The organism is Streptomyces flavofungini, assembly GCF_014650815.1.
Classification (GTDB): Bacteria; Actinomycetota; Actinomycetes; order Streptomycetales; family Streptomycetaceae; genus Streptomyces; species Streptomyces flavofungini.
Map to the genome: position 1 here is coordinate 1 of NZ_BMVR01000013.1, position 23,205 is coordinate 23,205.

The following is a 23,205-nucleotide window of genomic DNA, read 5'->3' on the forward strand; positions in this document are numbered from 1 at the left end:
CCGTGCCCGACTCCCCCGAGTCCGAGGCCGGGGTGGTGATTCGCAGGCCCCCCGCATCCAGGGCCGAGGTGGCGGCGGTACGCCGGTCGCTCGCGTCCACGGCCGGGGCGGCGGCCGTACGCGGCTCCCCTGCGCCCGGGGACGGGGTGGTGGCGGTACGCGGGCCGCTCGCGCCTATGCGCGGGTCGGCGGCATCGCGCGGCTCCCCCGGGTCCGGGGCCGAGGTGGCGGCGGTACGCCGGTCTCGCTCGGCCGGCAGCGGGGCGGCACGCAGGTCGCGGGCGTCCGGCACGGAGAGGGGAGCGCTCGCCGGGCGTGCGGGCATCCCCGGCGCCGTGGTCGGCATGGCGGGGACGGCGGCGGCCCGGGCTTCCGCTGCCGGGGTGCGTGCGGTCGGTACGGCGGGCAGCGGGTCGGGGACGCTCGACGGCGGAGGTACCGGCGCGGTACTGCGTGTGTTTGCGGCAGGCGGGCCCGCGGCGGGCGGCGGCACCGACGGCGGCGCGTCCGGCAGTCGCGCCGAAGCGGGCGGGGGCGGCGGCGCGTTCGGCACCCGGTCGGTGGCGACGTCCTCGCGCGCGGGCTTCGGCGGCCGCACCCGGTCGAACGGCGCCAACAAGTCGGCGACCAGCGACTCCTGGTCGTCCGCCGACGGCTCCTCGGCAGGTTCGGCCCTGTCGACCGCCTCGGCCGCACCAGCCGCACCGGTCGTGCCCGCGGCGCCCGTCGTGCCCGCACCGTCCCTCGTGGCCCGCCGAGACGTATCGCCACGGGACGAGTCACCGGACGGGCCCTCGCCCGAACCGCGCCCCAGGTCACCGCGCGCCATCGGCGGACGGACATCGGGAAAGCGCGCGGTGGCGGGCGGAGGCGGCGGATCCGTCGGGACCGGCGGAACGGCCGGGGTGGGGGCGGACGTGACCGGGGCGGCGGCTGATGTGCCCGGGGCGGCGGCGGACATGGGCGCGCCGGAGGCCTGTGGAGGTGGGCCGGATGGCGGAGTCTGCGGGGCGGGGCGCGGGGGGTCCGTGGTGGGGCGAGGTGGGGGGGGCGTCGCGGCGCGTGCGGGTCGCGGCACCTGAGGGGGTGTGCCGGGACGTGGGGGGACGGGGGGCCGTCGCGCCTCCGTGCTCATGCACCCCCCGTTCCGTCGCGTCGCGCGCTCCCTGCGTGCGCGTCACTCTACGGGCTGACCCGACGCCGACGGGCACCAGTCCGCAGGCCCGGGTGATCTGCCCGGATCATCCCCTACCCTGCGGTAGCCACGTCTGGCAGGCTGCGTTCATGAGAGGCCGAGCCGCAGACCGGGCCCGCTACGACCGGGCCACCGCGCACCTCGACGCGCCGCTCGCCGTCGTCGACCTGGAGGCGTTCGACGCCAACGCCGACGACCTGGTGCGGCGGGCCGGCGGGAAGCCGATCCGGGTGGCGAGCAAGTCCGTGCGCTGCCGGGCGCTCCTGGAGCGGGTGCTCGCCCGGGACGGGTTCGCGGGCATCATGTCGTACACCTTGGCGGAGTCCCTGTGGCTCGCCCGTTCCGGCTTCGGCGACGTCCTGCTCGCCTACCCCTCGGCCGACCGCGCCGCCTTCGCGGAGCTGGCCGCCGACCCCAAGCTCGCCGCCGCCGTCACCGTCATGGTCGACGACCCGGCGCAGCTCCGCCTCATCGACGACGCCCGTGACGGCGGCCGCGAAGAGGTCCGGGTCTGCCTGGAGCTGGACACCTCGCTCAAGCTGCTCGGCGGGCGGGTGCGGATCGGCGCGCGGCGCTCGCCGCTGCACGAGCCCGCGCAGGTGGCCGCCCTGGCCCGGGCGATCGGCCGGAAGCCGGGGTTCCGGCTCGTGGGCGTGATGGCGTACGAGGGTCATGTCGCCGGGGTCGGGGACGCCGTCGAGGGGCATCCGGCCAAGTCCCGGGCGGTGCGGATGATGCAGGCCACCGCCCGCAAGGAACTGGCCGACCGCCGTGCCGCGACGATCCGCGCGGTGCGTGCCGCCGCGCCCGGCCTGGAGTTCGTGAACGGCGGTGGCACGGGCAGCGTCCAGCACACCGCCGCCGAGGCCGCGGTGACCGAGATCGCCGCCGGTTCGGGGCTGTACGTGCCGCGGCTCTTCGACAACTACACGTCGTTCAGCGGACGTCCGGCCGCCCTGTTCGCCCAGCCGGTCGTGCGCAGGCCGGGGCCCGGCGTGGTCACGGTGCTCGGCGGCGGCTATCCGGCGTCGGGCGTCGCGGGGGCCGACCGCTCCCCGGTGCCGTATCTGCCGGACGGGCTGCGGTACGACCCGCAGGAGGGCGCGGGCGAGGTGCAGACCCCGCTGCTCGGGCCGCCCGCGGACGACCTGCGCATCGGCGACAAGGTGTGGTTCCGGCACGCCAAGGCCGGTGAGCTGTGCGAGCGGTTCGAGCGGCTGCATCTGGTCGAGGGCGACCGGGTGACGGCGACCGTTCCGACGTACCGCGGCGAAGGCCACACGTTCCTCTAGGCGCAGGTTCCGCCAGCCGCACGGCACCGCGCGGTCAGCGCCTCGTCACGGCGACGGCTCCACGCTGTTGCCCACTCCCCCGCCCGTCTCGCTGTCCCCCACCGGCCTGATCCCCTCGATGACCTTGTCGATGTCGGACAGCGGCGGTGCGCCCTTCGCCGCGTCGATGGTGAAGCGGACGATGACCATCGCCTCGGAGCCGGTGCTCGACGGGAAGGCGAGGGACTGGACGTACCCGCCGGAGCCCTTCTCGGTGTGGACGCGCCAGCGGACGAAGTAGCCGCTGCGGCCGCCGACGGCGACGGTGCCCGCCTTGACCTGCTCGTGCCGGGTCATGCCGCCGAACGGCTCGCGGCCGATGGAGTCCTCGTCGTACGCGGCGTCGACGGCGTCCTTGATGTCCTTCTTGGCGAGCTTCTCCGGCGAGCGTTCGTCGGTGCCCGTGGCCGTGCTGGACGTGATCTTGCCCTGGCGGCAGAGGCCGGGGTCGCCGGGGCAGTCGTAGGTGTCCGGGGTCTGCAGGGTGAGTTCGTCGCCGACGGTGTTCTCGGCCTTCTCCCAGCCGGTCGGTACCGGCAGCGTGATGCCGTTGAGCTGGTCGACGAGCGTGTCGGGGTCCTCGGCGGGCGCGGAGGTCGCGGGCGCGGAGGTGGACTGCGTCGGGCTCGGCGTGTCCACCGTCGAGGTGGTGGGCGCGGTGCTGCCCTGCGGGTCGCCGTCGTCGTCCTGGAGGACCACGAAGCCCGTGACGATAGAGGCGATCAGGACGGCCCCGGCGGCGCAGATGGCGACGGTCCTGGCCCGGCCGCCGCCGCTCCCGCCGCCCGCGGGCACGGGCTGCTGGATCACGGTGGTGGCGAACCCCGGCTGCGGCTGCGGCGGTTGGTACCCGGCGGGCGCCGCGGGAGCGGCGGGCGTACGCCGGTGCTCGGTCCAGGCGGATCCGTCCCACCAGCGCTCGGTGCCGGGCGTCGACGGGTCCGGGTACCAGCCGGGAGGAGGCGACATGCTCATCCCGGCACTCTAGGACGTGGCCACGAGCCACGCCCAACCCGCTCGGGCCGGGCTCCGCACGGAGCCCGGCCCGACATCAGGAGTTCAGCCCCGGTACACGGGGCCTCTGCACACGGAGCCTCAGTTCACCGGACCTCAGTACACCGAGTCGATCTGGTCGGGCACCACGGAGCCGTCCCCGCGCAGCACGGGCGTCTTGCCGCCGTCCGGCGCGTTGTAGGCGGACGTGGAGCACGGGTAGGTGCCGCTCTTCTGCGGCAGCGGCTCGATGAACATCGGGTTCACGACCCAGCGCCCGTCGGCGTTGTCGTACGCCCGGCACATGAACTCGCCCTTGTTGCGGTTGAGCACGAGGTGCGCGCCGGTGGCGTCGCCCACGAACGTCACGTCGGTGTCGGCGTCGCCGCCCCCGATCGCGATGCGCTTGCTCCAGCGCTGCTTGTCCCAGGCCTTCCCGCCCTTGATCTTGTAGATCTCCTGGTTGACGAAGCAGCGCTTGCCGTCGATGTAGGGGATGACCTCGCCCTTGTTGACCCCGACGCCGCCGCAGCCCTGGTTCCAGGTGGTGATGCGGCCCTTGCCGTCAAGGACGGAGCGGATGGCGACGGTGTGCTTGCGGTCGATGCCGACGCCGCCCTTGCCGCCCGCCCACACCTCGGCGACGGGCTCGGAGCCCGCGGAGACGATGTAGACGTCGAATCCGGCCTTCTTCAGGGTGCGGATCAGGTCGCGCTGCTGGTCGTAGTAGCGCACGTACCCCGGCACGGTGTGGCTGCCGATGGTGCGGGTGGTGCCGATCGGCGCGGCGAGGGCCTCCGTGCGGGCCTTCTTCGCGTACGACTCCACCTCCTTGACGGTGTGTCCGGCGAAGAGCTGGGGCACCCAGGCGTACTGCGGGACGGTGCGGCGGTGGTTCCAGGTGCCCGCGAAGGCGGCGGCGCCGCTCATCGTGGTGCCGTCCTCGCGGATCTGCAGGATCTCGTCGGCGCAGGCGCCGTTGGTGGACGTGGGCAGCGGCTTCCCGACGGGCACCTTGGTGCCGCAGGCCCGGGTGAGGGCGCGGTGGCCCGCGGCCGTCATCCACTTGCTGGAGGACTTCCAGCTCTTGGGGCGCAGGATCTTGTCGTGGCGCAGCGCCCAGCTGATGGTGGCGTCGGTGACGTCGTTCTTGGTGATGGTGTTGTCCCAGTCGAAGGCGGCGACCGGGCGCTTGGTGCCGTGACCGAGGTGCGGGTTGGAGCACGTGCCCCGCTCGTCGATGACCTGCTGGAGACGGGCGCGGTTGTCGCCGTACCAGGAGAGCTTCTTCGACAGCTGGGGGCAGTGGGCGCCGGGGTGCGACGCGGGCGCGGCCGTGGCGGCGGCAGCGGGAAGCGTGACGGGCCCGGCCACCAGGGCGGCGGCCGAGGCCAGCGTCAACGCCAGAACGTTTCTGTTACGCATGTGCGTGGACGGTACAGCAGTCCTACCGGGCCGTTGAACCCCCGTACACCGTGTCCTGTTGGTCCTTGATGACCGATCCATCCGTGCGGCGCACCGGAGCCTTGGTGCCGTCCCGTCCGGTGTAGCCGGTGGTGGCGCACGGGTAGGGCGCGGACTGCCTGCCCTTGGGCTCGATGAACATGGGGTTGACCAGCCAGCGCCGGTCGCGGTTGTCGTAGGCGCGGCACATCAGCTCGGGCTTGTTGCGGTTCAGGACGAGCCTGAGGCCGGTGGCGTCGCGCAGGAAGGACACGTCGGTGTCGGAGTCGCCCGCGGCGAACACCTGGCGCTTCGCGGCCGGCTGGATCTTCTCGGCCGCCTTGCCGCGCACCCCGAGAATCCGCTCGTTGATGGCGCAGCGCTTGCCGTCGATGTACGTGATCATCGAGTCGGTGCCGTCCTTGACGGAGCCGCAGCCCTGGAGGCGGGCGGTGAGGCGGCCGTCGCGGGTGACGTTGCGGATGCCGATGGTGTGCCGGGCGTCGAGGCCCACGCCCTTGGCCCAGACCTCGGCGACCGGCTCGGGCGACGCGGAGACGACGTACACGTCGAACCCGGCCTTCTTCAGGGTGCGGATCAGATCGCGCTGCTGGTCGTAGTAGCGGGCCCAGGCGGTGACCTCGCCGGTGCCGACGCGCTGCTCGGCACCGATGGGCGCGGCGAGGTTCTCGGCGCGGGCGGCGGCCGCGAAGTCCTTGACGCGGTGGGGGCTCCAGCCGCGCAGGAGCTGCGCGAGCCAGGCGTACTGCGGCTCCATGCGGCGGTGGTCGAACCCGGCGAAGGCCTGCTTGCCGGTGGTCGTGGCGCCCTCGCCGTACACGGCGGCGATCTCGTCGGCGCAGGCCGTGTGGGTGCGCGTGGGCAGGGTGCGGCCGGTGGCCGGGCAGGCCCGCGCGAGGGCCTTGGCGGCGGGCGCGGTGAGGTAGCGGCTGGTGGTGCGCCAGTCGCCGTGCTCGGGCGTGCGTATCCTGCCGTGGCGCAGCATCCAGAACATGGTGGCGTCGCCCACGTCGTTCCTGATCACCGTGTTGTCCCAGTCGAACACGGCGAGGGGCTTGTCGTGCTTGCGGTAGCCGTCGCCGCAGCGGCCGTAGGTGTCGAGGAGGCGCTGGAGCTGGTTCTTGTTGTCCGCGTACCAGCCCTTGGAGACGGTGAGGGCGGGACACTTCGCGGCGGTCCGGTGGGGGGCCGGAGCGGCCTGGGCGGTGGTGGCGAGGCCGGTTCCGGCAACGGCGAGGGCGGCCGCCGCGGCGGCCAGGGGGCGCTTGATCTTCATGAACACGGTGCCTGTCTACGCAGGTCAGCCGGGCGCCTCACGACGCCCGGCTGACGGGTCGGTGGCCGCTGGGTGAACTACAGCGGCGTGACGTAGGCGCCGGAGATGCCGCCGTCGACCAGGAAGTCCGTGGCGTTCACGAACGACGAGTCGTCGCTGGCGAGGAACGCGACCGCGGCGGCCAGCTCCTCGGCCTCGGCGAAGCGGCCGACGGGGATGTGCACGAGGCGGCGGGCGGCGCGCTCGGGGTCCTTGGCGAACAGCTCCTGGAGGAGCGGGGTGTTCACCGGGCCCGGGCACAGCGCGTTCACCCGGATGCCCTCGCGGGCGAACTGCACGCCCAGCTCGCGGGACATCGCGAGCACGCCGCCCTTGGACGCGGTGTACGAGATCTGCGAGGTCGCCGCGCCCATCCGGGCCACGAAGGAGGCCGTGTTGATGATGGAACCCTTGCCCTGGCGCCGCATGTAGGGGATGGCGGCCTTGCAGCACAGGTACACGGAGGTGAGGTTGACCTCCTGGACGCGCTTCCAGGCCTCCAGGCCCGTGTCCAGGATGGAGTCGTCGTCGGGCGGCGAGATGCCCGCGTTGTTGAAGGCGACGTCGACGGAGCCGTAGGTGTCGTACGCGGTCTTGAAGAGCGCCTCGACCTGCTCGGCGTCGGTCACGTCGACCTTCACGAAGGTGCCGCCGACCTCCTCGGCAGCCTTCTTGCCCGCGGTCTCGTCGATGTCGCCGCACACCACGTGCGCGCCCTCGGCGGCGAGGCGGCGGGCGGTGGCGAGGCCGATGCCGCTGCCGGCGCCGGTGATGACGGCGGTACGGCCGACGAGGCGGCGGCAGGCGGGGGTCTGGGGGGAACCCTCAGAAGATGTCACAGTCTCTTCGGTCACTGGGCGGGCCCTTCCGTGCTGATGAAGACGTTCTTGGTTTCGGTGAAGGCGGCGAGCGCGTCCGGGCCGAGCTCGCGCCCGAGGCCCGACTGCCCGTAGCCGCCGAAGGGGGTCCAATAGCGCACGCTGGAGTGCGAGTTGACGGACAGGTTCCCGGCCCGCACCGCCTGCGAGACGCGCAGCGCACGGCCCACGTCCCGCGTCCAGATCGAGCCGGACAGGCCGTACTCGGTGGCGTTGGCGAGGCGGACCGCGTCGGCCTCGTCGTCGAAGGGCAGGACCACGGCGACGGGCCCGAAGACCTCCTCGACGGCGACCGGCGAGGTCGGCCCGGCCTCGGTGAGGACGGTCGGCGGGAACCAGAAGCCGGGGCCCTCGGGGGCGCTGCCGCGGATCCCGGCGCCGGCGGGCACGTACGACCGCACCCGCTCCAGCTGGGCCCTGGAGATCAGCGGGCCCATCTGGGTCTTCTCGTCGGCCGGGTCCCCGACGACGTACGACTCGACGGCGGGCGTCAGGACCTCGATGAAGCGGTCGTAGACGGAGCGCTGCACGAGGATGCGGGTGCGGGCGCAGCAGTCCTGGCCGGAGTTGTCGAGGAAGGAGCCGGGGGTGGCGAGGGCGGCGGCCTCCACGTCGGCGTCGGCGAAGACGATGTTGGGGCTCTTGCCGCCGAGTTCGAGGGTCAGGCGCTTCACGCGGTCCGCGCACGTGGCCATGATCTGCTTGCCGACGCGGGTGGAGCCGGTGAACACGATCTTGGCGACGCCCGGGTGCTCGACGAGTGCGTTCCCGGCGACGGCGCCCTCGCCGGGCAGGACCTGGAACAGGCCCTCGGGCAGGCCCGCCGCCAGGGCGAGCTCGGCCAGGCGCAGGGCGGTCAGGGGCGTCGTCTCGGCGGGCTTGAGGACGACCGCGTTGCCGGCCGCGAGGGCCGGGGCGGTGCCCCAGGCGGCGATGGGCATCGGGAAGTTCCAGGGCGCGATGACGCCGACGACGCCGAGCGGTTCGAGGATCGTGACGTTCAGGCCGCCGGACACCGGGATCTGGCGGCCGTTGAGGCGCTCGGCGCCACCGGCCGCGTAGTCGAACAGATCACGGGCGTTGCCCGCCTCCCAGCGGGCGTTGCCGATGACGTGACCGGCCTCGCGCACCTCCAACCGGGCCAGTTCCTCGACGTGTTCGTCGATGACGGCGGCGAAGCGGCGCAGCAGCCGGGCCCGGTCGGCGGGGGCCACGGCGGCCCACTTGGCCTGCGCCGCGGCGGCGCGCGCGACGGCCGCGTCGACGTCCTGCGCGGTGGCGGCGGGGACGGTCGCGACGACGTCCTCCGTCGCCGGGTTCAGTACCTGAAGGGACTCAAGCAAGGAAGTGCCTCACATGCGTTCGAAGGAGCGGCGGAGCTCCCAGTCGGTCACCGCGGCGTCGAAGGCGTCCAGCTCGACCCGCGCCATGTTGCGGTAGTGCGCGACGACTTCGTCACCGAAGGCGGCCTTGGCGATGGGGCTGTTCTCCCACAGCTCGGCGGCCTCGCGCAGTGTCGTCGGAACGTGTTCGTAGTCGCCGGTGTAGGCGTTGCCGGTGCAGGCCTCGGGCAGTTCGAGCTTCTGCTCGATGCCGTACAGGCCCGCGGCGACCAGGCCCGCGACGGCCAGGTACGGATTGACGTCGCCACCGGGCAGCCGGTTCTCGAAGCGCATCGAACGGCCGTGGCCGACGACGCGCAGCGCGCAGGTGCGGTTGTCGTGGCCCCAGGCGGCGGCCGTCGGCGCGAAGGATCCGGGCTGGAAACGCTTGAAGGAGTTGATGTTGGGCGCGTACAGGAGCGAGAAGTCGCGCAGCGCGAGGAGCTGTCCGGCGAGGAAGTGCCGCATCACGTCGGACATGCCGCCGGGCCCGTCGCCCGCCATCGCGTTGTTGCCGTCGGCGTCCTGGAGCGAGAGGTGGATGTGACAGGAGTTGCCCTCGCGCTCGTTGTACTTCGCCATGAAGGTGAGCGAGACGCCCTCCTGCGAGGCGATCTCCTTGGCTCCGGTCTTGTAGATGGCGTGCTGGTCGCAGGTGACGAGGGCCTCGTCGTAGCGGAACACGATCTCGTGCTGGCCGGGGTTGCACTCGCCCTTGGCGGACTCCACGGTCAGGCCCGCGGCGGCCATGTCGTTGCGGATGCGGCGAAGCAGCGGCTCGATGCGTCCGGTGCCGAGGACCGAGTAGTCGATGTTGTACTGATTGGCCGGGGTGAGGCCCTGGTAGCCCGCGTCCCAGGCCTGTTCGTAGGTGTCCTTGAAGACGATGAACTCCAGCTCCGTGCCGACGTGGGCGCTGTAGCCCAGCTCGGCGAGGCGGTCGAGCTGGCGGCGCAGTATCTGGCGCGGGGCGGCCACGACGGGCTCGCCGTCGGTCCAGGCGAGGTCGGCCATGAGGAGGGCCGTGCCCTCGTTCCAGGGGACGCGGCGCAGGGTGGAGACGTCGGCGTGCATGGCGAAGTCGCCGTAGCCGCGGTCCCAGGAGGACATCGCGTATCCGTCGACCGTGTTCATCTCCGTGTCGACGGCGAGAAGGTAGTTGCAGCCCTCCGTGCCGTGCTCCAGGACTTCGTCGAGGAAGAACCGGGCGGCGAACCGCTTGCCCTGGAGCCGCCCTTGCATATCGGGGAAGGCCAGGACGACAGTGTCGATCTCGCCGCTCGCCACCAGAGCACGCAGCTCCTCGATGCCGAGCGGGGGTGTGCGGTCTGCCACGGGAAAAGCCTCCTTGGGTCAGCCGAGTGGCCATAAGGTATTGCCGAGAACCATTGCTTGGGAAGGGGGTACGGGCAGATGTCGCACGCGGAGACGGACGACTCGCACCTGGCGGGTGACGAGCGGCTGACGCAGGTCCTGCGTCCGGTCCGGGCGGGCAACGGCTTCGAGGAGGCCCTGGAGCAGATCCTCCAGGTGGTCCGCCTCGGCCTGGTGCCGGGCGGTGAACGGCTGCCGGCCGAGCGGGAGCTGGCCGACCGGCTGGGGATCAGCCGGGTCACGCTGCGCGAGGTCCTGAAGGTGCTCCAGGACCAGGGGCTCGTGGAGTCGCGCCGGGGGCGCTACGGCGGCACGTTCGTGCGCCCGCGCCCGGAGGCGGCGGGCGAGGACGAGCTGCGCCGGCGCATCGCGGACGTGGACGTGGAGGACGCGCTGCGCTTCCGGGAGGTCCTGGAGGTGGGCGCGGCGGGCCTGTGCGCCGCGCACGGGCTCGACGACGGCCAGGCGGGGCGGCTGCGGGACGCCCTCGCCCGCACCCATGACGCGCCGCTCGCCGCATACCGCCGCCAGGACACCCTGCTGCACCTCACCCTCGCCGAGCTGTCCGGCTCCCCCTCGCTCACCGCCCAGTACGCCGCGGTCCGCGCCACGGTCAACGAGCTCCTGGACTGCATCCCCCTTTTGGTACGGAACCTGGAGCACTCCCAGCGCCAGCACACCGCTCTCGTGGAGGCGGTGCTCGACGGTGACGCGGACGGCGCGCGGGAGATGATGCGCGAGCACTGCGGGGGGACGGCGGCGCTGCTGCGCGGGTTCCTGACCTGAGGCGCGGGCACACGGCGGGCGGGGCCGCGGCGGCGCCCGGGAGCCGGGCCGGAGCGCGCGGGTGCGGGCGCCCCGGCTCGCCCCGGCGCCCGCGTGATTAACCACGGCGTAACGCAAGGGTCTTGCTTTCTCACCCCCACCACCGCAAAGGTATGGCTCCATTCCATTGAGTGCCGTTGAATGCCGCCGCAGGGAGCCGTGCCCATGAGCCTGGAGTCCACCGAGCCATCGAAGGTCCGCACCGCCGAGGAAGGGGACGACTATCTGGAACGGCGCGCCCTGCGCCGCGGCAACGCGGGCTGGGTCCTGCTCACCGGCCTCGGCGTCGCCTACGTCGTCTCCGGCGACTTCTCCGGCTGGAACTCCGGCCTCAAGGAGGGCGGCTTCGGCGGCCTCGGCATCGCGATGGCGCTCATGGGCGTCATGTACGCGTGCATGGTCTTCTCGCTCGCCGAGCTGTCGTCCGTGCTGCCGACCGCGGGCGGCGGCTACGGCTTCGCCCGCCGGGCGCTCGGCCCCTGGGGCGGCTTCCTCACCGGCACGGCGATCCTCATCGAGTACATCCTCGCGCCCGCCGCCATCGCCATCTTCATCGGCGACTACGTCGAGTCGCTGAACCTCTTCGGCCTGGAGTCCGGCTGGCCCGTCTACCTGGCCTGCTTCGTCATCTTCATCGGCATCCACCTGTGGGGCGTGGGCGAGGCGCTGCGCTTCAGCTTCGTCGTCACCGGCATCGCCGTGGCCGCGCTCCTGGTCTTCGCGGTCGGCGCCTTCATGGACTTCGACTCCTCCCACCTCAACGACATCGCCGTCGACCACGACGCGTTCGGCTCCAACTCCTGGCTGCCGCTCGGGCTCCTCGGCATCTGGGCGGCCTTCCCGTTCGGCATGTGGTTCTTCCTCGGCGTGGAGGGCGTGCCGCTGGCCGCCGAGGAGACCAAGGACCCCGCGCGCACCCTGCCGCGCGCCATCCGCTGGTCCCTGTGCATCCTCGTCGCCCTGGCCCTGCTCACCTTCTTCGCCTCCGCCGGGGCCCGCGGCTCGGCCGCCATCCAGGACACCGGCAACCCGCTCGTGGACGCGCTCCAGCCCGGCGGCGAGGCGACGGCCCTCAGCCGGGTCATCAACTACGCCGGCCTCGCGGGCCTGGTCGCGTCGTTCTTCTCCCTGATCTACGCGGGCTCGCGCCAGCTGTTCGCTCTGTCCCGCGCGGGCTACCTGCCCCGCTTCCTGTCCCTGACCAGCAGCCGCAAGGCCCCCTACCTGGGCCTCATCGTGCCCGGCGCGATCGGCTTCAGCCTCGCCGCGGCCACCGGCGACGGCGCCCGCATGCTGAACGTGGCGGTGTTCGGCGCCACCATCTCGTACGCCCTGATGTCCCTCTCCCACATCGTCCTGCGCCGCCGCGAGCCGAATCTCCCCCGCCCCTACCGCACCCCCGGCGGCATCCTCACCTCCTCCATCGCCCTTGCCCTCGCCTGCGCGGCCCTCGTCGCCACGTTCCTCGTCGACGTCACGGCGGCCTTCATCGCCCTCGGCGTGTACGTCGTGGCGATCGCCTACTTCGGCCTCTACAGCCGCAAGCATCTGGTGGCACGGGCCCCGGAGGAGGAGTTCGCGGCGCTGGCCGAGGCGGAGGCGGAGCTGGAACGGACGTAGCGTCGACCGTTTCCAGGACGACGGCACGAATCGGTACGACGGCACCCAGCACCACAGCAATACGGCACTACGGCACTACGGAGAGCAACTTGAGCGCGTTGAACAGCGAGGATGCGGCGAACCGGCCGCTGATCGGCATCAGCACCTACCTGGAGGCGAAGGCGAGCTGGGGCGTGTGGGAGCTCCCGGCCGCGCTCCTCCCCGCCGGATACCCGCGCCTGGTCCAGGCGGCGGGCGGTCTCGCGTCGATGGTGCCGCCCGACGACCCGCGGTACGCCGCCGACGTCGTCGCCCGCCTCGACGGCGTCGTCATCGCGGGCGGCCCCGACGTGGACCCGTCCCACTACGGCGCGCGCCGCGAGGACCGCACCGGTCCGCCCGCGCGGGAGCGGGACGCCTGGGAACTCGCCCTGATCCGGGCGGCCCTGGACTCCGGCACCCCGCTGCTCGGCATCTGCCGGGGCATGCAGCTCCTCAACGTCGCCCTCGGCGGCACCCTCGTCCAGCACCTGGACGGCCACGTGGCGGCACCCGGCGTCTTCAGCACCCACACCGTGAAGCACGTCCCCGGCACCCGGTACGCCGAGATCGTCCCCGACGCCGCGACCGACGTCCCCACCTACCACCACCAGGCCGTCGACCGCCTCGGCACCGGCCTCATCGCCTCCGCCCACGCGGACGACGGCACCATCGAGGCCATCGAACTGGCCCCTCCGGGGTGGGTGTTGGGGGTGCAGTGGCATCCGGAGGCGGGGGTGGATTCCCGGGTGATGCGCTCGCTGGTCCTGGCGTCCGCGCCCACCACCTGACCCACGCCCGCAGGACCGCTGAGGACTAGCGCACCCCGCGCGTCAGGCTCAGGAGCTCCCGCACCGGCCCCGCCGGGACGTGTCCCACCGGCCACACGGCCCGAAGCTCTCGCCGCAACCGCACCCCGTCCACGGGCACCCGCACCAGCCGCCGGGCAGCCAGTTCCTCCCCCACGGCCAGCTCGCTGAGCACCGCGGGCCCGGCGCCGCTGACCGCGGCGGACTTCACGGCGGTGGTCGAGGACAGTTCGAGGAGGGGCCGCGCGAGCCCACCGAGCGCGGCCTCAAGGACGGCCCGCGTACCGGACCCCTCCTCCCGCAGGATCAACGGCGATGCCGCGAGCTCCGCCGCCCCCAGCGGCACCCGCCGCCGCGCCCACGCGTGCCCCGGCGCGACGACCACGACGAGCCGGTCCTGCGCGACGACGGCCCCGTCGAGCCCGGCGGGCACCCCGATCCCCTCGACGAACCCGACGTCGGCCTCCCCGGCGAGCAGCCGCCCGGCGACCACCGCCGAGTTCCCGGCGAGCAGCGACACCGCCGTGTCCGGCAGCCGCGCGCGCAGCGCGATGAGCCAGCCGGGCAGCAGATACTCGGCGATGGTCATGCTGGCGGCGACGCGCAGCCGCGAGTCCCGCCGGTCCCGCAGCGCCTGCGCCCCCGCGTCGAAGGCCTCGGCCGCCTCGACGATCCGCCGCGCCCAGTCGGTGACGAGCGCGCCCGCCTCGGTGAGCCGCGAGCCGCGCGGCGAGCGGTCCACGAGGGCCACGCCGAGCAGCCGCTCCATGGACCGGATCCGCCCGCTGGCCGCGGGCTGGGTGATGCCGAGTTCCCGCGCGGCGCGGCCGAGACTGCCGAGGCGCGCCACCGCCAGGAGGAGTTCGAGGCCGGCGAGGTCGGGCACTCGGTGCGCGAGCGGCGCCCCCGTCGTCGTACCAAAGGCACTGCCCGACGCACCAGCGGCACCCGAGGGCGCGCCGGAGCCACCCGCCGCACCGCCGGAACCGGCACCCGCTGCCCCCGCACCACCCGATCCACTCATAAGTCCAGGTTATGCCCTCATAGCCAGGAGATCCCTGGTGGGCCCGGCCGGACAGGCGCACGGTGGAGTCATGGTCACAGTCGCCCCCACTCCCGCATCGGCATCTCCCGCGTCGGCCCACCCGGCCACCGGGCCCCGTACGGGCACCGTCCGCCACCTCGGACCGAACTGGTACGCCTCCGTGATGGGCACCGCCATCATCGCCAACGCGGGCGCCGCCCTGCCGGTGGACGTCCCGGGCCTGCGCTCGGCCGTGACCGCCGTGTGGGCCCTCTCGCTGGTGATGCTGGCGGTCCTGCTCGCCGCGCGCGCCGCCCACCTCGTGCACCACCGCGACCAGGCCCGCGCCCACCTCGCCGACCCGGCCATGGCCCCGTTCTACGGCTGCCTGGCCATGGCGCTGCTCGCCGTGGGCGCGGGCGCGGTGCTCGTCGGCTCCGACTGGATAGGCACCACGGCGGCGATCGCCCTGGACACGGTCCTGTTCACCGCCGGTACGGCCATCGGCCTCGCCGCGGCCGTCACCATCCCGTACCTGATGGTGGTCCGCCACCGCGTGCAGCCCGGCAGCGCCTCGCCCGTGTGGCTGCTGCCCGTCGTGGCGCCGATGGTGTCCGCGGCCGTCGGCCCCCTGCTCGTCCCGCATCTGCCCGCCGGGCAGGCCCAGCAGACCCTGCTGTACGGCTGTTTCGCGATGTTCGGCCTGAGCCTGCTCGCCACCCTGGTGATGCTGCCGCTGATCTTCGCCCGCCTGGTGAACGGCGGCCCGCTGCCCCTGGCGCTCACCCCCACCCTCTTCCTGGTCCTCGGCCCCCTCGGCCAGTCGACGACGGCCGCCAACAAGTTCGCCGACGTCGCCCGCGGCGTCCTTCCCGCCCCCTACGACCAGGGTTTCGCCGTCTTCGCCGTGCTGTTCGGGGTGCCCGTGATGGGCTTCGCGCTGATGTGGCTCGCGCTCGCGACGGCGCTGGTGCTGCGGGCCCGGCGGCGCGGCATGGGCTTCGCGATGACCTGGTGGGCCTTCACCTTCCCGGTCGGTACGTGCGTGACGGGCGCCGAGGGCCTGGGCAAGCACACCGGCCTCGCGGCGTACGACTGGCTGGCCGTGGCGCTGTTCGTGGTGCTCGTGTCGGCGTGGCTGGTGGCACTGGTGCAGACCCTGCGGGGTGTGGCCAGCGGCAAGCTGCTGGCGGCGCCGCGCTGAGCTCCGGGCGGGGGTCGCGCCCGCACCGGCCCGGGCCCCGGCTACGGGTACGTCAGCGGCGGGCGGCCCGCAGCGCCTCCCCGAGCACGGCCGGGGCTTCGGCGAGCGACGGCCCGTACCAGGTGAGATGGCGCCCGCCGACCAGCGCGGCGGGCGTCCGCGGGAACGCCTCGGGCCCGTCGTCCGGCGTGAACCGGTACGGCTCGTCCGGCAGGACCACCAAGTCCAGCTCCGCGGCCCGCAGTTCGTCGAGGGAGACCCGCGGATAGCGCTCGGCGTGGTGCGCGTACGCGTTGTCCACGCCGAGGCGGGCCAGCAGGTCCCCGGCGAAGGTGTCCCGGCCGAGGACCATCCAGGGCCTGCGCCAGATCGGCACCACGGCCCGCGGCCGCCCGCTCTCCCGGGTCACCCCGGCCAGCGGCTCCACGTCCCGCCACGCGGCCTCCGCGTCCACCAGCCACCCCGGCCGCCGCTCACCCCCACACGCGGCAAGTACCCGCTCCAACTCATAGAACGCTCGTTCTAGCTCCCGCACCTCGGTGACGAGCACCGCCACGCCCGCCGCCCGCAGCGCCGCGATGTCCGGCGCCCGGTTCTCCTCCTCGTTGGCGATCACGAGGTCGGGGGCGAGCGCCACGATCGCGGGGACGTCGGGGTTCTTGGTGCCGCCGATCCGGGCGACGTCGAGGTCCGCCGGGTGCGTGCACCAGTCGGTCGCGCCGACCAGGGCGCCGGGCGCGCTGACGGCGACCGCCTCGGTCAGCGACGGCACCAGGGACACCACCCGCACGGAGGGCATCGCTCAGCGCCGTCCGCCGTCCACGGCCTCGATGTGGTCGCCGACCGCGACGACGAGGACGCGGGCGTCGGCGGCCGTGGCGCGCCAGCGGTGCCGCACCCCGCCGGTCAGATACAGGCTGTCGCCGGGCCCGAGCCGGTAGGCACGCCCCTCGGCCTCGACCTCGACGGCGCCGCCGATGACGTACATCAGCTCGTCGTTGCGGTGCTGGAACTCGCGGCCCTCGTCGTGGTCGCCGACGTACTCGAAGGCGTGCAGCTGATGGTGGCCGCGCACCAGGTCGCGCACATGGGTCTCCGGGGTGCCGCCCGCGAGGCTCACCTCGTCGGCGGCGCGCACCACGTCGACGGTGCAGGCCGGGTCGGCGGCGGCGAGCAGCTCGACGGCGGTCGTGCCGAGGGCGTCGGCCACCCGCTCCAGGGAACGCATGCTGGGCCGGGCCCGCTCGTTCTCGACCTGGCTGAGGAAGGGCACCGACAGGCCGCTGCGCGCGGCGACGACGGCAAGGGTGAGCTCAAGACGGCGGCGGCGACGCCGCACGGCCGCGCCCACCCGGAGGGTCTCCTTGTGCTCGTCCATGGCCCCGGCTCCCTTCCTCCGCTCCCGGCCCCGCTGCCGCGCGCACCGGCCGTCCTGCCCTCGTCGTCACCCTTGCGGGTCGACGCTGTCACCCTGATGGGTTTTCTGCACCCTACGCATGTTCGCCAAACGGTTTTACCCAGTTGGGCGCTTCGGGCGCCGGTTATGGCCGCCGCGGGCCCCCGCGCGCCCCGTACGCACCGTGCGCGGTCGGTGACAACTCACGCCAGTAGATCATCTGTCCGGATTCCCCGGGAACGGGTCGGGGACCGGGGCCGCGGAAACAGGTCGGGGGCCGGGGCGGCGGAAACAGGTCGAGGGCCGGGGCGGCCCGCCGGAACGCCGCGAGGGGCGGACCGCGCCAGACGGCGGGGCCCGCCCCTCGGAGGACGGTGCAGACTGCGGCCTACTGCACGGCCGTCATCTTCTCCTCGAAGCCCGGGTTCTTCTTCAACCAGGCGTCGACGGCCTTGGGCTCGTTGTTCTTGCCCGCCTTGTTGATCTCGTTCTCCAGGCTGGCCAGCTGCGGCTCGGTCATCTTGAAGTTCTTGAGCCACTTCGTGAGCTGCGGGTACTGCTGGGGGAAGTCCTTGCTGGAGAGCGTGCGGATCGTGTTGCCCTTGCCGAAGCCGCCCTTGGGGTCCTTCAGCTTGGTCAGGTCGTACTCGTTGTATGCCCAGTGCGGCGACCAGAGCAGGACCGCGATGGGCTCCTTCTTGGCGTACGCCGTCTTCAGCTCGGAGAGCATCGCGGGGGTCGAGCCCGCGGCGATCTCGTACTCGCCCTCCAGGCCGTACCCGGGCAGGACCTTGTCCTTGAGCGCCTGCATCACGCCGGTGCCCGGCTCGATGCCGATGATCTTGCCGTTGAACTTGTCGCCCTTGCCCTTGAGGTCCTCGAGCGACTTCACGCCCTTGACGTAGGACGGGACGGCGACCTCAAGGGACGTCGGGCTGTACCAGGAGCCGAGGTCCTTGAGGTTGGCCTTGTTCTTGTCCCAGTACGACTTCTGGGCGGTGGGCAGCCAGGCGTCCAGGTTGAGGTCGAGGTCACCCTGCGCGAGACCGGTGTAGGCCGGGCCCACGTCGGCCGGGGTCAGCTCCATCTTGTAGCCGCGCTTCTCCAGGACGCGCTTCCACAGGTTGGTGACGGCGATGTTCTCGTCCCACGCGAAGTACGCGGCCTTCAGCGGGCGCTTGTTCTCGTCGCCACCGGCGTTCTTCGGCAGCGGTGCCATCTTGTCGAGCACGCCCGGGTTCTGCTTCAGCCAGGTGCGCACGGCTTCCTGCTGCTTGCCCTTGCCCGCCTTGTTGATCTCGGCCTCAAGGCTGGTGAGCTGCTTCTCGCTCATCTTGAAGTTCTTCAGCCACTTGCCGACCTGCGGATTCTCCTTCGAGAAGCCCTTGCGCGCCAGCGTGTGCACCCCGTCGCCCTTGCCCCAGGCACCCTTCGGGTCCTTGAGCTTCTTCAGCTTGAAATCGCTGTACGCCCAGTGCGGCGACCACAGCGTGGTGACGATGGGCTCCTTCTTGGCGTACGCCGACTTCAGCTCGGCGAGCATCGCGGGCGTCGAGCCGTCGACGACCTTGTACTCCTTCTTGAGGCCGTACGCGTCGAGCACCTTGTCCTTGAGCAGACCCATCATCCCGGCGCTCGTCTCGATGCCGGTGATCTTGCCGTCGAACGTGCCGCCCTTGCCCTTGAGGTCCTCGAGGGAGTCGATGTCCTTCATGTACGCGGGGACCGTCAGCTCAAGGGACGTCGGGCCGAACCAGGAGCCCAGGTCCTCCAGGTCCTTGCCGTACTTCTTCCAGTACGAGGCGTGCGTCGTCGGCAGCCAGGAGTCGGTCTGGAAGTCGATGTCGCCCTGCGCCAGGGAGGTGTACAGCGGTCCGGCCTCCAACTGGCTGGTGGTCACCTTGAAGCCGCGCTGCTCCAGGGCCTCCTTCCAGAGGAAGGTGGAGGCGACGCCCTCGTCCCAGGGGATGTAGCCGATCTTGACTTCCTTGCCCTGGCCGACGTTCTTGGCGTCGGCCACCGACTCGGAGTCGCTGTCGCCGTCCCCGAAGATGCCCATGCCGCCCGCGACCAGCGCGAGGGCGACGACACCGGCCATCGCGACGACGGGCCGGGGGCGGTAGTTCCAGACGTTCAGGCCCTGCGCGGCCCGGAGCTTGGCGAGCGCGCGACGGCCGAGCGGCGAGACCTGGCCGCCCAGGCCGCTGGTGACGCGGTCCAGGTAGATGGCGAGGATCACGATGGAGATGCCCGCCTCCGCGCCGAGGCCGACGTCGAGCTGGCCGATGGCCGCGTTGACGTCGGCGCCGAGGCCCGGGGTGCCGACCATGCCGGTCAGGGCGGCCATGGAGAGGCCGAGCATGATGACCTGGTTGACACCGGCCATGATCGTCGGCAGCGCGAGCGGCAGCTGGACCCGGAAGAGGGTGTTGCGGGGCGTGGTGCCGAACGCGTCGGCGGCCTCGACCAGCTCCTTGTCGACCTGGCGGATGCCCAGCTCCGTCATGCGCACGCCGGGGGCGAGCGCGAAGACGATGGTGGCGACGATGCCCGCGGGGGCGCCCATCCGGAAGAACAGCAGCGCCGGGATGAGGTAGATCATCGCGGGCAGCGTCTGCATCAGGTCGAGGACCGGCCTGACGATGCCGCTGACCGTCTTGGAGCGGGCCGCCCAGATGCCCACGGGCACGGCGATGACCAGCGCCACGACGGTGGAGACGAGCACCAGGGACAGCGTCATCATCGCGTTGTCCCACAGTTCGAGGGACACGATGAACGCGAAGCCCGCGAAGGCGAGCACGCCCCCGAGCAGGCCGCGCAGCCAGAACGCGATGACAGCGAAGATGCCCGCCATCAGCAGCGGCTCGGGCGCGGAGAGGACGTCGTAGAAGCCGTCCCACATGTTCTGGAAGACGGTCTTGATGAAGTCGAACAGCCAGTCCATATGGGTTCTGAGCCATTCGACCGAGTCATTGACCCAGTCGCCGAAGGGAATCCTAGGCACCGCTGCTCACCTTGCCCACGTTCTTGCCGCCGTCGCCCTCGGCGTCATCGTCCTGCTCGACACCGGCGTCCTTGGATATGTCCTGCGCCGGGATGACGGCGCCCGCGGGGGCGTCCTCGGGCGTCATCGGCTCGCCGAGCACCGCGAGCAGCCTGGCCCGCGGCACCACGCCGATCAGTTCGCCGTCGTCGTCGACGACGGCGACCGCCACCCCGCTGGTGGAGCAGGGCGTGAACAGCTCGATGATGGGCGTGGACTCGGTGACCGTGGCGGGGGCCGCGGCCAGCACGTCCTTCGCCGTCTTGAGCTCCTTGCCGTCGGGCGTCCTGGTGCCGTAGGCGGTGTCCGGGTCGGCCATGATGGCGCCCGCGGTCAGCACCCGGGAGCGGTCGACGTCCTGCGTGAACGCGGCGACGTAGTCGTTGGCCGGGGTGACCAGGATGTCCTCGGCCGAGCCGATCTGGACGATGCGGCCGTCGCGCATGACGGCGATCTGGTCGCCCAGGCGCATGGCCTCGTTCAGGTCGTGGGTGATGAAGACGATGGTCTTCTTCAGCCGCTTCTGCAGCTCCAGGAGCTGGTCCTGCATATCGCGGCGGATCAGCGGGTCGAGCGCGCTGAACGACTCGTCCATGAGCAGCAGGTCGGCGTCCGTGGCGAGCGCGCGGGCCAGGCCCACGCGCTGCTGCATGCCGCCGGACAGCTCGTCGGGCCAGGACTTCTCCCAGCCCTTGAGCCCGGCCAGCTCCAGCGCCTCCAGGGCCCGCTTCTCGCGCTCGGCGCGCGGCAGCCCCTGCACCTCGAGGCCGTACGCGGCGTTCTCGAGGACGCTGCGGTGCGGGAACAGGGCGAAGTGCTGGAAGACCATACTGATCTTCTTGGAACGCACCTCGCGCAGTTCGCGCGCGCTCAGCTTGGTCAGGTCCTGCCCGTCGAAGAGCACCTGCCCGGCCGTCGGGTCCGAAAGCCCGTTGAGCATGCGCAGCAACGTGGACTTGCCGGATCCGGAGAGACCCATGACGACGAAGATCTGGCCCGGCTCGACGGTGAAGGACGCGTCGATCACCGCGGCGGTGGTTCCTTCGGCGCGCAGTTCCTCACGGTCGGCTCCGTGGCGGAGTTTCTCCACCGCGTCGGTGGGTCGTCTGCCGAACACCTTGTACAGGTGCTCGGCTTGCAGCCTGGACACATACACCTCTCGGGTTGAACCAAGACGGCCCGCCTCCCCCGCCGGCGGGCCGTGGAGCGACGCGGGTCTGCCCGCTTGCCCGTCAAGAAGTTGAAAACTCGACCGGGTTCGCTCCGCGTGCGCGCCTGCCCACGCTTTCAGGAGCCAAACCCAAGAGTGCCCCAGGTCACATTCACCACTGTTCTTCGACTGCCCCTGTCAGTGCCGTGCGGCATGATGCGCACGTGACTCAAGCAACGCGGCGGCTGATGCTGCTCGACACGGCGTCCTTGTACTTCCGGGCCTACTTCGGGGTCCCCGAGTCAGTGCGGGCCCCGGACGGCACCCCGGTGAACGCGGTGCGCGGCCTGCTCGACTTCATCACCCGCCTCGTCCAGGACCACCACCCCGACGACCTGGTCGCCTGCATGGACGCCGACTGGCGCCCGCACTGGCGCGTGGAGCTCATCCCCTCGTACAAGGCGCATCGCGTCGCCGAGGAGGCCCCCGCGGGGACCCCCGACCCGGACGCCGAGGAGATCCCCGACACCCTCTCCCCCCAGGTTCCGATCATCGAGGACGTCCTGGACGCCCTCGGCATCGCGCGCGTGGGCGTGGCGTCGTACGAGGCCGACGACGTGATCGGCACGTACGCGGCGCGGGCGACGGGCCCGGTCGACATCATCACGGGCGACCGCGACCTCTATCAGCTCGTGGACGACGCCCGCGGCATCCGCGTCCTCTACCCCTTGAAGGGAGTGGGCACCCTTCAGGTCACCGACGAGGCGTGGCTGCGCGAGAAGTACGGCGTGGACGGCTCCGGCTATGTCGACCTCGCCCTGCTGCGCGGCGACCCGAGCGACGGGCTGCCCGGGGTGCCCGGCATCGGCGAGAAGACCGCGGCGAAGCTGCTCGACGCCTTCGGCGATCTGGCCGGGATCATGGCGGCGGTCGACGATCCGCGCTCCAGGCTCACGCCGTCGCAGCGCAAGCGCCTGGACGAGTCCCGCGCCTATGTGGCCGTGGCCCCGAAGGTGGTCCGGGTCGCGAGCGACGTGCCGCTGCCGGACGTCGACCTCGCGCTGCCGCGCGAGCCGCGCGATCCGGCCGCCCTGGAGGAGCTGGCGGCCCGCTGGGGGCTCGGCGGGGCCGTGCACCGGCTCCTGTCGGTGCTGCCGCAGTGACCTTTTCCCGTGTCCCGGACGGAATGCTAAGTTAGGCTTACCTAACCAATAGCGTTTCAGGGGAAGGCCGACCGCCATGGCAGAGCGACCCGCACGCAGGACTCCGAAGCCCCACATCGCGCAGGTCGTGCGCACCGAGCAGCTGACACCACACATGCGGCGCGTGGTCGTCGGCGGCGAGGGCCTGGCGGAGTTCACGGCCGGGGACTGCACGGACCACTACGTGAAACTGCTCTTCGCGCCCGACGGCGTGACGTACCCCGAGCCCTTCGACATCCAGCGGATCCGCGAGGAACTGCCGCGGGAGCAGTGGCCGGTGACCCGTACGTACACGGTGCGCTGGTGGGACCCCAAGGCCCGCGAGCTCGCCCTCGACTTCGTCATCCACGGCGACGAGGGCCTCGCCGGGCCGTGGGCGCGCGGCGCCCGGCCGGGCGATACGGTCCGCATGCTCGGCCCCGGCGGCGGGTACGCCCCGGACCCGACCGCCGACTGGCACCTGATCGCCGGTGACGAGAGCGCCCTGCCCGCCATCGCCGCCGCCCTGGAGTCCCTGCCCGAGGGCGCCGACGTGCGCGCCTTCGTGGAGGTCGAGGGCCCCGAGGAGCAGCAGCCCATCGACACGCACGCCGAGGTCGTCTGGCTGCACCGCGGCGACCGCCCCGTCGGCCAGGCCCTGGTCGAGGCGGTCCGCGCCCTCGACTTCCCCGCCGGCGACGTCCAGGCCTTCGTCCACGGCGAGGCGGGCTTCGTCAAGGAGCTCCGCCGCCTCCTGCGCGTCGACCACCAGGTCCCCCGCGAACGCCTCTCCGTCTCCGGCTACTGGCGCCTCGGCCACAACGAGGACGGCTGGCAGGCCTCGAAGCCGGAGTGGAACGCGCAGGTGGAGGCGGAGCAGGAGCAGACGGCGGCGTAGGAACCGCGCCGGCACGCGGTTCCGGTGCACGGCGCCCGCCCTGGGCGGTGCCGTTGCGCGACGCCGGACGAGGGCGGCCACCCCGAGCGGGGGTGGCCGCCCTTC

The 23,205-nt window shown here is 72.4% G+C and carries 18 protein-coding genes and 1 pseudogene; 7 read left to right on the forward strand and 12 right to left on the reverse strand.

Annotated features, from left to right (window positions below; all coding sequences use genetic code 11):
* Positions 1 to 829, reverse strand: a pseudogene (locus tag IE274_RS29230) (hypothetical protein); the annotation flags it as partial.
* Between the two features lie 455 nt (positions 830 to 1,284).
* Between IE274_RS29230 and IE274_RS29235 the strand changes: the two are divergent.
* Positions 1,285 to 2,487, forward strand: a complete 1,203-nt coding sequence (locus IE274_RS29235; RefSeq protein WP_190118929.1) for an amino acid deaminase/aldolase — start codon at positions 1,285 to 1,287, stop codon at positions 2,485 to 2,487.
* A 45-nt stretch (positions 2,488 to 2,532) separates the two neighbouring features.
* Here IE274_RS29235 and IE274_RS29240 read toward each other — a convergent pair whose 3' ends face one another.
* The 6 genes from IE274_RS29240 to IE274_RS29265 all read right to left on the reverse strand — a co-directional run bounded on the left by IE274_RS29240 (position 2,533) and on the right by IE274_RS29265 (position 9,893).
* Positions 2,533 to 3,501: a DUF2510 domain-containing protein gene (locus IE274_RS29240; protein WP_190118930.1), complete on the reverse strand. Its 969-nt coding sequence runs from the start codon at positions 3,499 to 3,501 to the stop codon at positions 2,533 to 2,535.
* Positions 3,502 to 3,636: 135 nt separating this feature from the next.
* Positions 3,637 to 4,944: an HAD family hydrolase gene (locus IE274_RS29245; protein ID WP_190118931.1), complete on the reverse strand. Its 1,308-nt coding sequence runs from the start codon at positions 4,942 to 4,944 to the stop codon at positions 3,637 to 3,639.
* 22 nt (positions 4,945 to 4,966) lie between these two features.
* Positions 4,967 to 6,259 (reverse strand): HAD family hydrolase, encoded by a 1,293-nt coding sequence (locus tag IE274_RS29250; RefSeq protein ID WP_190119118.1) that lies wholly within the window; start codon positions 6,257 to 6,259, stop codon positions 4,967 to 4,969.
* A gap of 77 nt (positions 6,260 to 6,336) precedes the next feature.
* The gene (locus IE274_RS29255; RefSeq protein WP_190118932.1) at positions 6,337 to 7,152 is read right to left on the reverse strand and encodes a 3-oxoacyl-ACP reductase; all 816 of its coding nucleotides are present in this window, start codon (positions 7,150 to 7,152) and stop codon (positions 6,337 to 6,339) included.
* Positions 7,149 to 8,519, reverse strand: a complete 1,371-nt coding sequence (locus IE274_RS29260; protein ID WP_190118933.1) for an aldehyde dehydrogenase family protein — start codon at positions 8,517 to 8,519, stop codon at positions 7,149 to 7,151. Before IE274_RS29260 ends, IE274_RS29255 begins: the two co-directional genes overlap by 4 nt.
* A 9-nt stretch (positions 8,520 to 8,528) precedes the next feature.
* Complete coding sequence (locus IE274_RS29265; protein WP_190118934.1) at positions 8,529 to 9,893, reverse strand: glutamine synthetase family protein; 1,365 nt, start codon at positions 9,891 to 9,893, stop codon at positions 8,529 to 8,531.
* A 78-nt stretch (positions 9,894 to 9,971) separates the two neighbouring features.
* Here IE274_RS29265 and IE274_RS29270 point away from each other — a divergent pair, with 78 nt between their 5' ends.
* From IE274_RS29270 to IE274_RS29280, 3 genes are all read left to right on the forward strand, one after another.
* Entirely contained in the window at positions 9,972 to 10,718 is a 747-nt protein-coding gene (locus IE274_RS29270; RefSeq protein WP_190118935.1) for a FadR/GntR family transcriptional regulator, read from the forward strand.
* Between the two features lie 204 nt (positions 10,719 to 10,922).
* Entirely contained in the window at positions 10,923 to 12,377 is a 1,455-nt protein-coding gene (gene eat / locus IE274_RS29275; RefSeq protein ID WP_190118936.1) for an ethanolamine permease, read from the forward strand.
* An 89-nt stretch (positions 12,378 to 12,466) separates the two neighbouring features.
* On the forward strand, positions 12,467 to 13,186 hold the full coding sequence (locus IE274_RS29280; protein WP_229909890.1) for a gamma-glutamyl-gamma-aminobutyrate hydrolase family protein: 720 nt from the start codon (positions 12,467 to 12,469) through the stop codon (positions 13,184 to 13,186).
* Between the two features lie 25 nt (positions 13,187 to 13,211).
* Here IE274_RS29280 and IE274_RS29285 read toward each other — a convergent pair whose 3' ends face one another.
* Positions 13,212 to 14,228 (reverse strand): LysR family transcriptional regulator, encoded by a 1,017-nt coding sequence (locus tag IE274_RS29285; RefSeq protein ID WP_190118937.1) that lies wholly within the window; start codon positions 14,226 to 14,228, stop codon positions 13,212 to 13,214.
* 70 nt (positions 14,229 to 14,298) lie between these two features.
* Between IE274_RS29285 and IE274_RS29290 the strand changes: the two genes are divergently transcribed.
* A complete protein-coding gene (locus IE274_RS29290; RefSeq protein ID WP_190118938.1) occupies positions 14,299 to 15,432 on the forward strand; it encodes a TDT family transporter in 1,134 nt (377 codons plus the stop codon).
* 52 nt (positions 15,433 to 15,484) lie between these two features.
* Here IE274_RS29290 and IE274_RS29295 read toward each other — a convergent pair whose 3' ends face one another.
* The 4 genes from IE274_RS29295 to IE274_RS29310 form a co-directional block, all read right to left on the reverse strand.
* The gene (locus tag IE274_RS29295; RefSeq protein ID WP_190118939.1) at positions 15,485 to 16,231 is read right to left on the reverse strand and encodes a helical backbone metal receptor; all 747 of its coding nucleotides are present in this window, start codon (positions 16,229 to 16,231) and stop codon (positions 15,485 to 15,487) included.
* 3 nt (positions 16,232 to 16,234) lie between these two features.
* Positions 16,235 to 16,810, reverse strand: coding sequence for a helix-turn-helix domain-containing protein (locus tag IE274_RS29300; RefSeq protein ID WP_190118940.1), 576 nt, complete (start codon positions 16,808 to 16,810; stop codon positions 16,235 to 16,237).
* A gap of 406 nt (positions 16,811 to 17,216) precedes the next feature.
* Positions 17,217 to 19,832 (reverse strand): ABC transporter permease/substrate binding protein, encoded by a 2,616-nt coding sequence (locus IE274_RS29305; protein ID WP_190118941.1) that lies wholly within the window; start codon positions 19,830 to 19,832, stop codon positions 17,217 to 17,219.
* Positions 19,825 to 21,021 carry a quaternary amine ABC transporter ATP-binding protein gene (locus IE274_RS29310; protein WP_190118942.1) on the reverse strand — a complete coding sequence of 399 codons (1,197 nt, stop codon included), beginning with the start codon at positions 21,019 to 21,021 and terminating at the stop codon, positions 19,825 to 19,827. Before IE274_RS29310 ends, IE274_RS29305 begins: the two co-directional genes overlap by 8 nt.
* A gap of 248 nt (positions 21,022 to 21,269) precedes the next feature.
* On the opposite strand from IE274_RS29310, the gene IE274_RS29315 reads away from it, so the two are divergent.
* Together IE274_RS29315 and IE274_RS29320 are read left to right on the forward strand one after the other, a co-directional pair.
* Positions 21,270 to 22,184, forward strand: a complete 915-nt coding sequence (locus IE274_RS29315; RefSeq protein WP_190119120.1) for a 5'-3' exonuclease — start codon at positions 21,270 to 21,272, stop codon at positions 22,182 to 22,184.
* A 76-nt stretch (positions 22,185 to 22,260) separates the two neighbouring features.
* Positions 22,261 to 23,100, forward strand: coding sequence for a siderophore-interacting protein (locus IE274_RS29320; protein WP_190118943.1), 840 nt, complete (start codon positions 22,261 to 22,263; stop codon positions 23,098 to 23,100).
* Positions 23,101 to 23,205: the final 105 nt, after the last annotated feature.